The sequence below is a fragment of the Nocardioides furvisabuli genome (genome assembly GCF_021083185.1).
GTDB classification, from domain to species: domain Bacteria; phylum Actinomycetota; class Actinomycetes; order Propionibacteriales; family Nocardioidaceae; genus Nocardioides; species Nocardioides furvisabuli.
In genome coordinates this window covers 49,484-61,668 of sequence record NZ_JAIGQB010000009.1, presented here as the reverse complement: position 1 = coordinate 61,668, position 12,185 = coordinate 49,484, and the positions used below count along the sequence as shown (strand labels likewise).

The 12,185-nt window shown below is 72.2% G+C and carries 13 protein-coding genes; 9 read left to right on the top strand and 4 right to left on the bottom strand.

The features are described from left to right. Window positions 1–67: 67 nt before the first annotated feature. Window positions 68–1,285: a radical SAM family heme chaperone HemW gene (gene hemW, locus K4G59_RS16240; RefSeq protein WP_231252110.1), complete on the top strand. Its 1,218-nt coding sequence runs from the start codon at window positions 68–70 to the stop codon at window positions 1,283–1,285. Window positions 1,286–1,415: 130 nt separating this feature from the next. On the opposite strand, the gene K4G59_RS16235 is transcribed toward hemW, so the two are convergent. From K4G59_RS16235 to K4G59_RS16225, 3 genes are all read right to left on the bottom strand, one after another. After that, window positions 1,416–2,264, bottom strand: coding sequence for a DUF3097 domain-containing protein (locus K4G59_RS16235; RefSeq protein ID WP_231252109.1), 849 nt, complete (start codon window positions 2,262–2,264; stop codon window positions 1,416–1,418). 77 nt (window positions 2,265–2,341) lie between these two features. Then, window positions 2,342–2,674, bottom strand: coding sequence for a hypothetical protein (locus K4G59_RS16230; RefSeq protein ID WP_231252108.1), 333 nt, complete (start codon window positions 2,672–2,674; stop codon window positions 2,342–2,344). A gap of 53 nt (window positions 2,675–2,727) precedes the next feature. Beyond that, window positions 2,728–3,591 (bottom strand): MBL fold metallo-hydrolase, encoded by an 864-nt coding sequence (locus K4G59_RS16225; RefSeq protein ID WP_231252107.1) that lies wholly within the window; start codon window positions 3,589–3,591, stop codon window positions 2,728–2,730. Between the two features lie 70 nt (window positions 3,592–3,661). Between K4G59_RS16225 and hrcA the strand changes: the two genes are divergently transcribed. The 3 genes from hrcA to K4G59_RS16210 are packed head-to-tail and all read left to right on the top strand — an operon-like array spanning window position 3,662 to window position 6,600. Continuing rightward, window positions 3,662–4,684, top strand: a complete 1,023-nt coding sequence (gene hrcA, locus K4G59_RS16220; protein ID WP_231252106.1) for a heat-inducible transcriptional repressor HrcA — start codon at window positions 3,662–3,664, stop codon at window positions 4,682–4,684. Next, entirely contained in the window at window positions 4,681–5,856 is a 1,176-nt protein-coding gene (gene dnaJ, locus K4G59_RS16215) for a molecular chaperone DnaJ (protein WP_231252105.1), read from the top strand. The genes hrcA and dnaJ overlap by 4 nt, the downstream gene beginning before the upstream one ends. A 3-nt stretch (window positions 5,857–5,859) precedes the next feature. Then, window positions 5,860–6,600 carry a 16S rRNA (uracil(1498)-N(3))-methyltransferase gene (locus tag K4G59_RS16210; RefSeq protein WP_231252104.1) on the top strand — a complete coding sequence of 247 codons (741 nt, stop codon included), beginning with the start codon at window positions 5,860–5,862 and terminating at the stop codon, window positions 6,598–6,600. A 13-nt stretch (window positions 6,601–6,613) separates the two neighbouring features. Here the strand turns inward: K4G59_RS16210 and K4G59_RS16205 are convergent, their stop codons facing one another. Continuing rightward, the gene (locus K4G59_RS16205) at window positions 6,614–7,558 is read right to left on the bottom strand and encodes a Gmad2 immunoglobulin-like domain-containing protein (protein WP_231252103.1); all 945 of its coding nucleotides are present in this window, start codon (window positions 7,556–7,558) and stop codon (window positions 6,614–6,616) included. A gap of 74 nt (window positions 7,559–7,632) precedes the next feature. Here K4G59_RS16205 and K4G59_RS16200 point away from each other — a divergent pair, with 74 nt between their 5' ends. The 5 genes from K4G59_RS16200 to K4G59_RS16180 all read left to right on the top strand — a co-directional run bounded on the left by K4G59_RS16200 (window position 7,633) and on the right by K4G59_RS16180 (window position 12,180). Further along, window positions 7,633–7,986 (top strand): HIT domain-containing protein, encoded by a 354-nt coding sequence (locus K4G59_RS16200; RefSeq protein ID WP_231252102.1) that lies wholly within the window; start codon window positions 7,633–7,635, stop codon window positions 7,984–7,986. 7 nt (window positions 7,987–7,993) lie between these two features. After that, window positions 7,994–9,223 carry a hypothetical protein gene (locus K4G59_RS16195; protein ID WP_231252101.1) on the top strand — a complete coding sequence of 410 codons (1,230 nt, stop codon included), beginning with the start codon at window positions 7,994–7,996 and terminating at the stop codon, window positions 9,221–9,223. Between the two features lie 107 nt (window positions 9,224–9,330). Beyond that, complete coding sequence (locus K4G59_RS16190) at window positions 9,331–10,401, top strand: PhoH family protein (RefSeq protein WP_231252100.1); 1,071 nt, start codon at window positions 9,331–9,333, stop codon at window positions 10,399–10,401. Next, on the top strand, window positions 10,398–10,859 hold the full coding sequence (gene ybeY / locus K4G59_RS16185) for an rRNA maturation RNase YbeY (protein WP_231252099.1): 462 nt from the start codon (window positions 10,398–10,400) through the stop codon (window positions 10,857–10,859). The genes K4G59_RS16190 and ybeY overlap by 4 nt, the downstream gene beginning before the upstream one ends. A 1-nt stretch (window position 10,860) precedes the next feature. Continuing rightward, window positions 10,861–12,180, top strand: a complete 1,320-nt coding sequence (locus tag K4G59_RS16180; protein WP_231252098.1) for a hemolysin family protein — start codon at window positions 10,861–10,863, stop codon at window positions 12,178–12,180. Window positions 12,181–12,185: the final 5 nt, after the last annotated feature.

Below are 12,185 nucleotides of genomic sequence, written 5' to 3'. Positions count from 1 at the left end.
CGCGAACGGGTGCCGGTGGGAGACCACTGGCACCCGTTCGGCGTCTGTGGCGTGGTTGGATACCGGCGTGCCCCCCGCGCAACCCGACGGCGACGTCGCACCCGAGGACGGCCTGCTGCCCGACGAGGCATGGGCCGAGCTCGGCCGCAAGCCCTTCGGCCTCTACGTCCACGTCCCGTTCTGCAGCGTGCGCTGCGGCTACTGCGACTTCAACACCTACACCGCCCACGAGCTCGGTGACGAGGTCGGCGCCAGCCGGTCGTCGTACGCGGAGGCGGCCATCCGCGAGATCCGCTTCGCCCGCCAGGTGCTGGGCCACCGCGACGTCGAGATCGAGACGATCTTCTTCGGCGGCGGCACGCCGACGCTGCTGAAGCCCGCCGACCTCGGCGCGATCGTGGCCAGCGCGGCCGCCGAGTTCGGTCTGGCCGACGGTGTGGAGATCACCACCGAGGCCAACCCCGACAGCGTCGCCGCGTGGGACCTCGAGGAGCTGCGGACCGCGGGCTTCAACCGCATCAGCTTCGGCATGCAGTCGGCCGTCGACCACGTCCTGCGCACCCTCGACCGCACCCACGACCCGATGCGGGTGCCGGCGGCCGTCGACTGGGCGCGGCAGGCGGGCTTCGACGACATCAGCCTCGACCTCATCTACGGCACGCCGGGGGAGTCGCTCGCGGACTGGGAGACGTCCGTCGAGGCGGCGCTGGCGTGCGAGCCGGACCACGTCTCGGCCTACTCGCTCATCGTCGAGGACGGCACCGCGCTGGCCAGGCAGGTCAAGCGCGGCGAGCTGCCGATGCCCGACGAGGACGACCTCGCCGACAAGTACCAGCTCGCCGACGAGCGCTTCGGCGCCGCCGGGCTCGCGTGGTACGAGGTGTCCAACTGGGCCACGTCGCCCCAGCACCGCTGCCGGCACAACATGCTCTACTGGACTGGCGGGCACTGGTGGGGCGTCGGCCCCGGTGCGCACTCCCACGTCGGCGGCACCCGCTGGTGGAACGTCAAGCACCCCACGGCGTACGCCGATCGCCTGGCGCGCGGCGTCTCACCGGCGCTCGCGCGCGAGGTGCTCGGCTACCGCGACCAGCGGGTGGAGCGCGTGCTGCTCGAGATCCGTCTCGTGGACGGCCTCCCGGTCACCGCGCTCGAGGCCACCGGGCGTGCCCAGGTCGCCCGCCTCGTGGCGGACGGCCTCGTCGAGCTCGCCACCGAGCGGCTCGTGCTGACCGCCCGTGGCCGGCTCCTCGCCGACGCCGTGGTGCGCGACCTCGTCGACTGAGGCCCATCGGCGCTCGTCGTCCTGGTGGCTCGCCCCATCGGTTGCTTTCCCCGGGTACCCGGGGAAAGTGGAGCCTCCACCCCGAAGCATCGGGGGTGAGGCTCCAGCTTCGATATGGAACCTCGGACCCTCAGGGCTGCGTCGTGAAGTCGATGAGCTCCTCGACCCGCCCGAGGAGCGCGGGCTCGAGGTCGGCGTACGACGTCACGCGGCCCAGGATGTGCTTCCACGCCCGCGCGATGTCGGCCTGGTTGCGGTGCGGCCAGCCGAGCTGCTGGCACGTGCCGGTCTTCCAGTCGATGCCCTTGGGTACGGCGGGCCAGCGCGGGATGCCGAGGCGCTCGGGCTTGACCGCCTGCCAGACGTCGATGAACGGGTGGCCGACCACCAGGACGTGCTTGCCGACGGGCGACCTCGCGATGCCCTGCGCGATCCGGGCTTCCTTCGAGCCCGGGACGAGGTGGTCCACGAGCACGCCGACCCGTCGCTGCGGCCCCGGCCCGAAGTCGCGCAGGTGGTCGGCGAGGTCGTCGACTCCGCCGAGGTACTCGACCACGACGCCCTCGATGCGCAGGTCGTCACCCCACACCTTCTCGACCAGCTCGGCGTCGTGGCGGCCCTCGACGAAGATGCGGCTGGCGCGTGCGACCCGGGCCTTGGCGCCGTGGACCGCGACGGACCCGGACGCCGTACGGGTCGGGGCGGCGGGGGCGCTGCCGCGGACGGGCCGGGTGAGGATCACCGGCCTGCCCTCGAGCAGGAAGCCCGGACCCAGGGGGAACGTACGCCGCTTGCCGCGCCGGTCCTCCAGCGTGAGGGTGTCGATGTCGCGGTCGACGGCGACCACCTCGCCGCACCAGTCGGTGGTGACCTCCTCGACGACCATGCCCAGCTCGGTCGGGACCTCGACGGCGCGGCCGTTCTTCGGGGCGCGCCAGTCGGTGGACAGGACGTCGGTTCCGTAGCGATCGAGAGGCACCGGACCACGTTATGGACCTAGGGCCCGCATCGGGGGAGGCCACGCCGTGCAGAGCAGAAGACGGCAGCGCCGGGGAGTCAGCCCTGCGAGATGCCGGCGCCCTGGGACCCTTCGCCGCCCTCGTCGCCGCCGGCGATGGCTTCGTCCTCGTCCTGCGTGGCGTCCATCTCCAGCTCCTCGCGGCTCTTGGTCTCCTCCGCGTCCGGGTCCAGCGGCTCGGCGAGAGGGTTGTCCTCGCCCGGCTGGAGGTCCTCGGGCAGCTGGTCGTCGGAGATTCCGCCCAGGGTCGCGTCGTCGGGGGACGCCGTGGCGCCCTCGTGGTCGGAGTCGGCCGGGCTGGTGCCGCTGCCGGCGGTGGGGCTCTCGGTGGAGGCGGTGGGGTCGGTCGGGGTCTCGCTGTGGTCGCTCATGCCGTCAGTCCTACTGGCCCCCGAGCCGCGGGACCAGCCCCCGGAGGGTGGGCTCACGCCATCGGGAGGCGCTTCTGCCCGCGCGGCAGGTGCGCGTAGCCCAGACGCACGGCGCTCACGAGCCGCTCACGCTCCCACGGCCACTCGCCGACGTCGAGGGCCTGCGACTCGGGCACGCCGCGCGAGGCGAGGTCGCGGATCGTCTCGGCGATGATCCCGAGCTCGATGCGCTGGTCCTGGACGAAGTCCTTGTCCACCACCTTGCCGTGGCCGGGCACCACGATGGTGTCGTCGGTCATCAGCCCGACGACGAGGTCGAGGGTCCCTGGCCACTCGAGTGGCCAGGAGTCGTCGCCGATGAAGGGCGGGTCGGACTCCTCGACCAGGTCGCCGCCGACGATGACGTCGGCGTCCGGCACACGGACCACGAGGTCCCCGGCGGTGTGACCCCGGCCGGGGTGGATCAGCTCGACGGCCCGGTCGCCGAGGTCGAGCTGGACGGCGGACGAGAAGGTGCGGTCGGGCAGGTGGAGCGTGGTGGCGAGGACCTCCTCGCGCCGCGGGTCGTCGACGCGCTGCTCGAAGTCCTCGAACGTGCGCTGCGCGGACTCCTCGACGTGGTCGCGGGCCCACTCGGTGGCGTGGACCGGCATCTCGCCGAACTGCTCGACCATGGTCGCGTTGCCGAAGTGGTGGTCCCAGTGCTCGTGGGTGTTGACCAGCGCGGTGAGCGGGCCGGCGCCGAGGCGGCGTACGTCGTCGGCCACGATCCGCGCCTGTGCGGCGGACCCGTGGGAGTCGACCATCACCAGGCCGTCCGAGCCGCCGACGAGCGTGATGTTGACGTGCATCCAGTCGTAGTGCGCCACCCACACGCGGGGCGCCACTTCCTCGAACCGCGGGGTGTCGTCGGGCATGTCCGCGACACTACGGGCTGCTAGTAGAGTTGGCACTCCGGTTTGACGAGTGCCAGCGAGGAGGGCGGACGTGGTCGACGACCGCAAGCTCGACGTGCTGCGCGCCATCGTGGAGGACTACGTCGCGACCGAGGAGCCGGTGGGTTCCAAGGCCCTCGTCGAGCGCCACGGACTGGGCGTCTCGCCGGCCACGGTGCGCAACGACATGGCAGCGCTGGAGGACGAGGGCTACATCCACCAGCCCCACACGAGCGCGGGCCGGGTTCCCACCGACAAGGGCTACCGGCTCTTCGTCGACAGGCTCGCCACCCTCAAGCCGATGAGCGTGGCCGAGCGCCGCGCCATCTCCACGCTGCTCGACGGCGCGGTCGACCTCGACGACGTGGTGCAGAAGTCGGTGCGGCTGCTGAGCCAGCTGACCCGCCAGGTCGCCATCGTCCAGTACCCCACGCTCTCCCGCTCGACCGTGCGCCACGTCGAGCTCGTCGCGCTCACCCCGACCCGGGTGATGGTGATCCTGATCCTCAGCACCGGCCGGGTCGAGCAGCGCCTCGTCGAGCTCGACGCACCGGTCGTCGACACCGACCTGGCCGAGCTGCGAGTCGCGGTCAACCAGGCGTCTGCCGGCGTGCAGATCGCGGCGGCCGCCGCCGCGCTGGGCGAGCTGCCCGAGGCCGTGCGCCCCGAGCAGGTCGACACCGCGCGCGCCGTCGTCGGCGTGCTGGCGGAGGCGATGTCCGACCACCGCAGCGACGAGCGCGTCGCGGTCAGCGGCACCGCCAACCTCGCCCGCTACGGCGACTTCGACACCGCCGTACGCCCCCTGCTCGAGGCGCTCGAGGAGCACGTTGTGCTGCTCAAGCTGCTGGGGGAGTCGGGCGTCGACGCCCTCACCGTGCGCATCGGGCACGAAGGCCCCTACTCAGAGCTCGCCGCGACCAGCGTCGTGGCCACCGGCTACGGACCGCAGGAGTTCCACCTCGGCTCCCTCGGCGTGGTCGGACCCACCCGGATGGACTACCCCGGATCCATGGCAGCCGTGCGCGCGGTCGCGCGCTACGTCTCGCGGATCCTCGATGAAGGAAACCAGTGACCCAGGACCCCTACGAGATCCTCGGCGTCTCGCGTGACGCCAGCGCCGACGAGATCAAGAAGGCCTACCGCAGGCTGGCCCGCCAGCTGCACCCCGACGTCAACCCCGACCCGGAGACGCAGGAGCGGTTCAAGGACGTCTCGCGCGCCTACGAGGTGCTGAGCGACCCCGGCAAGCGGCAGGCCTACGACCGTGGCGGCGACGCCTTCAGCCAGGGCTTCGGCGGTGCCGGCCAGGGCTTCAGCTTCACCGACATCATGGACGCGTTCTTCGGTGGCGGCGCGCCCGGCGGCGGTCAGTCGCGCGGCCCTCGCTCGCGTGCCCGCCGCGGCCAGGACGCCCTCATCCGCCTCGACGTCACGCTCGCCGAGGCCGCCTTCGGCGTCACCCGCGACCTCAAGGTCGACACGGCCCTCACGTGCGAGACCTGCGACGGCGAGGGCACTGCGCCCGGCACGAAGCCCGTCGCCTGCGAGACCTGCCACGGCCAGGGAGAGGTCGCGGTCGTGCAGCGCTCCTTCCTCGGCGAGATCCGGACGCTGCGTCCCTGCGCGGCGTGCCGCGGCTTCGGCTCGGTCATCCCCGACCCGTGCCGCGAGTGCTCCGGCGACGGTCGGGTCCGCTCGCGCCGCACGCTGACGGTGAAGATCCCCGCCGGCGTCGACCACGGCACCCGCGTCCAGCTCACCGGCCAGGGGGAGGTCGGCCCCGGCGGCGGTCCCGCCGGCGACCTCTACGTCGAGATCCACGTCGAGCCGCACAAGACCTTCACCCGTCACGGCAACGACCTCCACACCACGATCTCGCTCCCGATGACGGCCGCCGCGCTCGGCACGCATCTCACGCTGCCGCTGCTCGAGGCCGACCTGACGTCGACGGCGGAGACCCCCGACGAGGAGAAGCCGGTCACGACGTACGACCTCGACGTCCGCCCCGGCACCCAGTCGGGGAGCGAGCAGGTGATCCGCGGCTTCGGCGTGCCGAGCCTGCGCGGTGGCCGCGGCGACCTCGTGGTCAGCATCAAGGTCGACACCCCGACGCGGCTCGACCCGCGCCAGGAGGAGCTCCTGCGCGAGCTCGCCGCCATCCGCGGCGAGGAGTCGCCGGACGGTCAGAACGAGGCCCCGACCAGGGGGATGTTCGGCCGGCTCCGCGACGCCTTCCAGGGCTGAGCCGTGTCCCTGCCGGTCCACCTCGTCGAGTCGCTGGCCGACGTGTCGGTCGGCTCCGTCGTGGAGGTGAGCGGCGACGAGGCCCACCACGCCGTCGCCGTACGCCGCCTGCGCGAGGGTGAGCACGTCGTGCTGACCGACGGCCTCGGGACCTCGGTCACCGGAGCCATCACCTCCACGGGCAAGCGGGTCTTCGCGGTCTCGGTGCGGTCCGTCGACGTCGTCCCGCGTCCCGAGCCGGCCGTCACCGTGGTGCAGGCGCTGCCCAAGGGTGAGCGCGGCGAGCTCGCCGTCGAGGTGCTCACCGAGGTCGGCGTCGACCGCGTCGTGCCGTGGGCGGCGTCGCGCTCGGTGGCGGTCTGGAAGGGCGAGCGGGCCACGAAGTCGCACGCCAGGTGGCAGGCGACCGCCCGCGAGGCCGCCAAGCAGTCGAGGCGCTCGTGGCTGCCCACGGTCACGCCGCTGGCCTCCACCGCCGACGTTGCCGCGCTCGTGGCCGAGGCGGACCTCGCCGTCGTGCTGCACGAGGACGCGAGCGCCCCGCTCAGCGTCGTCGACGTACCCGCCTCCGGGCGGATCGTGGTCGTCGTCGGCCCCGAGGGCGGGATCGCGCCCGAGGAGCTGGAGGCCCTGGTCGCGGCGGGCGCGGTGTCCGTACGCCTGGGCGCGGAGGTGCTGCGCACGTCCACCGCCGGCGTCGTCGCGGTGGCGGCGCTGCTGAGCCGCACCGCCCGCTGGTCCTAGCGCGGTCCGACGCCTACCGCACGGTGACGGTCTTGGTGTCGACGGCCGGGCCGTTGCCCTCCGTGCCGCCGCTCGGGTCGTCGGTCTCGCACTGCACGACGACCTCGCCGGTGACGCCGTCGAGCGGGAGGTCGACCTCGAACGGGAAGAGCCGCTCCTCCATCCAGCCCTCGGACTGATAGGCCTCGAGCGCGATCTCCTGCCCGTCCTGCAGCAGGCGGCACGGTCCGCTGGCCTCGAAGGAGTTCGCCACGCCGGTCACCGTCAGCGTGTCGCCGGTGACGGCGTCGCCCTCGGCAGGAGACGTGATGTTGACCAGGTTGAGCGTGCGCAGCGCGTTGCCCGCCTCGTACGGCGTCGTGGTGGGGAGTCCGAAGAGCGGAGCATCGCCCTCGCGCCGGATCTGCACCGGCACCCGCTCCTGCTGGACGCCCTGGAGCGTGTAGACGAGCTGCTGGAGCGCCAGCCGAGCATCCCGCCTGGACATGCCGTCGGGGCGCTCGGTGAAGCCGTCGGACGGGATGTCGACGAGCAGCACACCGTCGGTCGCCTGCACCGAGGTGATCTCGACCAGGGGCCAGAGCGTGCGGTAGTCGGGGTCGCCCGGCTCGTCGCCACCGGCGATGATGCGCGCGGCCTCGGTCAGCGGGTCGCCCTCGACGCGCCGGAACTCCCGGAACAGCGCCGTGCCGGCAGGCCCGTCACCGGCGAAGTAGAGCGGCACGACCGTGCTGTCGGGGGAGGTCGTGGGGTCCGTCGTCGGTTCGCCCGTCGGCTCCGCGATCGGCTCCTCCGTGGGCTCGGGGCTGGCGGTGCCGGTCGGCTCGCTGGTCTCGTCGGACACCGGGCGCTGCCCGTCACCGGTGCAGCCGGTCAGCACGAGCGTGGCAGCCAGCGCCAGAGCGCCCGCGCCTGTCCAGCGGCGTACGCGTCGGGCCGGGGTGGTGGGGAAGGTCATGTCGCTCACGGTAGTTGGACGAGCGGGTCGGTCATCCGGTTACACGCCGCGTCCGCAGACCCTAGGCTGGTGGGATGAGCGTGACCTCCGACGACTGCGTCTTCTGCAAGATCGTCGCGGGCGACATCCCCGCCGACGTGCTCGGTCGCACCGAGCACGCGATCGCGATCAAGGACCTCAACCCCCAGGCGCCCTTCCACGTCCTCGTCCTGCCGCTCGACCACCACGAGTACGCCGCCGCGTCGGCCGCAGCAGACCCCGCCAGCGTGGGCCACGCCGTGGCGCTGGCCGACGAGGTGGCTCGGGCCGCCGGCGTCGACGACTACCGTCTCGTCGCCAACACGGGCGCCGGGGCCGGTCAGACCGTCTTCCACACCCACTTCCACGTGCTCGGGCAGGCGCCCGGCATGACCGAGTCCCTGATCTGAGACCTCCATGACCCGCACCCGCACCGTCCTCGGAGCGCTCCTCGCATCCGCGCTCCTCACCCTGTCCGCCTGCGGCGGCACGGACCCCGGCGCCGAGGCCGACGCCAGCGCCGAGCGCAGCGCCACCCAGCCGGTCGAGCCGCCCGTGCCGGCGGCGGAGGAGGCCGAGCAGGCGGCCGGGGGGCACGGTGGCGGCCACGACGCGGAGCCCGCGAGGTCGAAGCCGCTGCGTGCCGGTGAGACGCGTACGACGATCGCGATGCCCGGCAGCTACACACCGTCGGCGCCCTACGGCGCCGGCACCGACGACTACCGGTGCTTCCTGCTCGACCCGGGCCTCGAGCGCGACGCGTGGCTCACGGGCACGCAGGTGCTGCCGGGCAACCCCGAGGTCGTGCACCACGTCATCCTCTTCAAGGTCCCGCCGGAGCAGGTCGCGGCGGCCGAGGCGAAGGACGCCGCCGAGGAGGGCGAGGGGTGGACCTGCTTCGGTGGCACCGGCCTCGACCGGTTCCAGGACGTCGACGACGCTGCGTGGATCGGCGCGTGGGCGCCCGGCGGCGAGGAGTCGGTCGTCAAGCCCGGCTTCGGCACCAGGCTCGCGAAGGGCAGCCGCGTGGTGATGCAGGTCCACTACAACCTGCTGGCCGGCCAGGAGCCCGACACCAGTGCCGCCCAGCTGCGGCTCGCCCCGGGCAAGCGGCCCTACGAGGCGTTGAGCACGATGCTGCTGCCCGCGCCGGTGGAGCTGCCGTGCCGCGAGGAGTACGCCCTCGGGGAGATGTGTGGTCGCTCCGCTGCGGTGGCCGACGTCCAGGAGCGCTTCGGGGCCGACGGCAACACCGCCAACGCTCTGCACATCCTCTGCAACACGGTCCCGACGCCGGGTGAGGTCCAGTCCTGCGTGCGCACGGTGCAGGAGCCCCTGACGATCCACGGGGTGGCCGGCCACATGCATCTCCTGGGTCGCGAGATCTCGATCGAGGTGAACCCCGACACCGCACGCGCGCAGACCATCCTCGACATCGACGTGTGGGACTTCGACGACCAGGGTGGGCGACCGGTGTCGCCGATCCGCCTCGAGCCGGGTGACAGCGTCAAGGTCACGTGCACGCACGTCCAGTGGCTGCGCGACAAGCTCCCCGCCTTCGAGGGCCAGCCCGACCGCTACGTCGTGTGGGGCGAGGGCACCACCGACGAGATGTGCCTCGGGATGGTGCAGGTCACCCGGCCCTGAGCGGGTGCCACCCTCCCCGACCCCGAACGGAGTGGGCCCTCCGCGGCACGCTCGCTAGCATGGAGGGCCCCGCCACCGACTCGGAAGGCCGCCCGACCCGGGCATCCATGACTGACAACACGCGCCGCTCGTCCCGCCCCGACACCGACTCCCAGCAGGACCGGCCGACCCACACGGTCGTCGTGCCGAACAGCATCGACATGGTCTCCGTGCTGGGGCCGGGCGACGAGCACCTCCGGTTGATCGAGCGGGCCTTCGACGCCACCGTCCACGTCCGCGGCAACCGCATCACCCTGAGCGGGGACTCCGCGGAGGTCGCGACCGCCGAGCGGCTGCTCGACGAGGTCGTCACGCTCGTGCGGACCGGTCAGGGTGTGACCGGCGAGACGGTCGAGCGGATCATCCAGATGCTGCGCACCGAGACCCAGGAGCGCCCGGCCGACGTGCTGAGCCTCAACATCCTGTCCAACCGCGGCCGCACGATCCGGCCCAAGACGCTCAACCAGAAGCGCTACGTCGAGTCGATCGACACCTCGACGATCACCTTCGGCATCGGTCCGGCCGGCACCGGCAAGACCTACCTCGCGATGGCCAAGGCGGTGCAGGCGCTGCAGGCCAAGGAGGTCAACCGGATCATCCTGAGTCGCCCGGCCGTCGAGGCGGGGGAGCGGCTCGGCTTCCTGCCCGGCACCCTGAGCGAGAAGATCGACCCCTACCTGCGCCCGCTCTACGACGCGCTGCACGACATGGTCGACCCCGAGACGATCCCCAAGCTGCTGGCTGCCGGCACCATCGAGGTCGCGCCGCTGGCGTTCCTGCGCGGTCGCTCGCTCAACGACTCCTTCATCATCCTCGACGAGGCGCAGAACACCACGCCCGAGCAGATGAAGATGTTCCTCACCCGCCTCGGCTTCGGCTCGCGGATCGTGGTCACCGGCGACACCAGCCAGGTCGACCTCCCGTCGGGGACCAAGTCCGGTCTGCGCGTCGTGGAGGGCATCCTCGACGGCGTCGACGACATCTCCTTCTGCCGCCTCACGGGCACCGACGTCGTACGCCACCGCCTGGTGGGCCGCATCGTCGAGGCCTACGAGGTCTTCGACGCCCAGGACCAGACAGCCGAGCACGCCCGGCGCCCGCGCACCGCGCCCGCCCCGGCCGAGCGGGGCCCGCGATGAGCATCGAGGTCCTCAACGAGTCGGGCCTCGAGCTCGACGTACGCCGCCTCTCCCGCCTGGCGCGCTTCGTCATGGAGCAGATGCGCGTCCACCCCCAGGCCGAGCTGTGCATCAAGGCCGTCGACGAGGACACCATCGCCGAGCTCAACGGCCAGTGGATGGAGAAGGACGGCCCGACCGACGTGCTGGCTTTCCCGATGGACGAGCTGCGCCCCGGCAAGGTCAACGAGGAGCCCGAGGAGGGCGTGCTCGGCGACCTGGTGCTGGCGCCGTCCGTCGCCGCGCGCCAGGGCGAGGAGGCCGGGCACGGCCGCGAGGCCGAGATCGACCTGCTCACCGTCCACGGCATCCTCCACCTGCTGGGCTACGACCACGCCGAGCCGGAGGAGCACGCCGTGATGTTCGGCCTCCAGGGCGAGCTGCTGGAGCAGTGGCGCTCCGCACCCGAGCCCGCCTGAGATGACCGCCGACATCTGGCAGCTCGGCTCGGCTGCCCTCCTGGTCCTGCTCGCCGGCCTCTTCTCCGCCGCCGACGCCGCACTCAGCGGCTTCTCCCGCGCCCGCGCCGAGGAGCTCAAGGCCGACGGGCGCCCCGGTGCCACCCGCCTGGTGATGATCCTCGACGACCCCGCGCGCTACCTCAACACCGCGCTCCTGCTGCGGCTGCTGTGCGAGATCAGCGCCATCGTGCTGGTCTCGACGTGGGCGCGCGACGCCTTCCAGGACTCGCTGCTGCCCAGCGTCCTCACCACGATCGGCGTGATGCTGGTGGTGTCCTTCGTCGTCATCGGCGTGGCCCCGCGCACCATCGGTCGCCAGCACGACGCCAAGGTCGCGCTGCTGTCGTCCGGGCCGCTGTCGCGGGTCACCACGATCCTGGGCCCGATCCCGGCGCTGCTGATCATGCTCGGCAACGCGATCACCCCCGGCCGTGGCTTCAGCGAGGGTCCGTTCTCCACCGAGACCGAGCTGCGCGAGCTGGTCGACCTGGCTGAGGCGTCGGCCGTCATCGAGTCCGGCGAGCGCCGGATGATCCACTCGGTCTTCGAGCTCGGCGACACCATCACCCGCGAGGTCATGGTGCCGCGGCCCGACGTCGTCTACATCGAGCGCCACAAGAACATCCGCCAGACCCTGTCGCTCTTCCTGCGCAGTGGCTACTCCCGCATCCCCGTCGTCGACGAGAACCTCGACGACATCGTCGGCATGGCCTACCTCAAGGACCTGGTCCGCCGTGACTTCGAGGCGCCGGACGTCGAGTTCACCCAGCGCGTCGACGAGGTGATGCGACCGGTGCACTACGTCCCGGACTCCAAGCCGGTCGACTCGTTGCTCTCCGAGCTCCAGGCGCGCCGCCAGCACATCGCCGTCGTCGTCGACGAGTACGGCGGCACCGCCGGCCTGGTGACCATCGAGGACGTGCTGGAGGAGATCGTCGGTGAGATCACCGACGAGTACGACGTCGAGGAGGTCGAGGTCGAGCACCTCGAGGACGGCACCATCCGGGTCTCCTCGCGCTACCCCGTCGACGACCTCGACGAGCTGGTGGGCTTCACGGTCGAGGACGACGACGTCGACAGCGTCGGCGGCCTGATGGCCAAGCACCTCGGCAAGGTCCCGATCCCCGGCTCGGTCGTGGAGTGCCAGGGCCTGCGACTGGAGGCCGAGCGCGCCACCGGTCGCCGCAACAAGATCGAGGCCGTGCTCGTCTCGGTGCTCGCCGCCGAGGACTCCGAGGACGACGACGCACCGGGGCATGCCGTGGGTTCGGGCCGCTGACGGCT

Bases quoted from the DNA above. Each gene is read 5' to 3' on its own strand.
- ybeY (WP_231252099.1), top strand. From the start codon at position 10,398: ATGAGCATCGAGGTCCTCAACGAGTCGGGCCTCGAGCTCGACGTACGC.
- K4G59_RS16195 (WP_231252101.1), top strand. From the start codon at position 7,994: ATGACCCGCACCCGCACCGTCCTCGGAGCGCTCCTCGCATCCGCGCTC.
- K4G59_RS16205 (WP_231252103.1), bottom strand. From the start codon at position 7,558: ATGACCTTCCCCACCACCCCGGCCCGACGCGTACGCCGCTGGACAGGC.
- K4G59_RS16200 (WP_231252102.1), top strand. From the start codon at position 7,633: ATGAGCGTGACCTCCGACGACTGCGTCTTCTGCAAGATCGTCGCGGGC.
- K4G59_RS16190 (WP_231252100.1), top strand. From the start codon at position 9,331: ATGACTGACAACACGCGCCGCTCGTCCCGCCCCGACACCGACTCCCAG.
- K4G59_RS16180 (WP_231252098.1), top strand. From the start codon at position 10,861: ATGACCGCCGACATCTGGCAGCTCGGCTCGGCTGCCCTCCTGGTCCTG.
- K4G59_RS16225 (WP_231252107.1), bottom strand. From the start codon at position 3,591: ATGCCCGACGACACCCCGCGGTTCGAGGAAGTGGCGCCCCGCGTGTGG.
- K4G59_RS16230 (WP_231252108.1), bottom strand. From the start codon at position 2,674: ATGAGCGACCACAGCGAGACCCCGACCGACCCCACCGCCTCCACCGAG.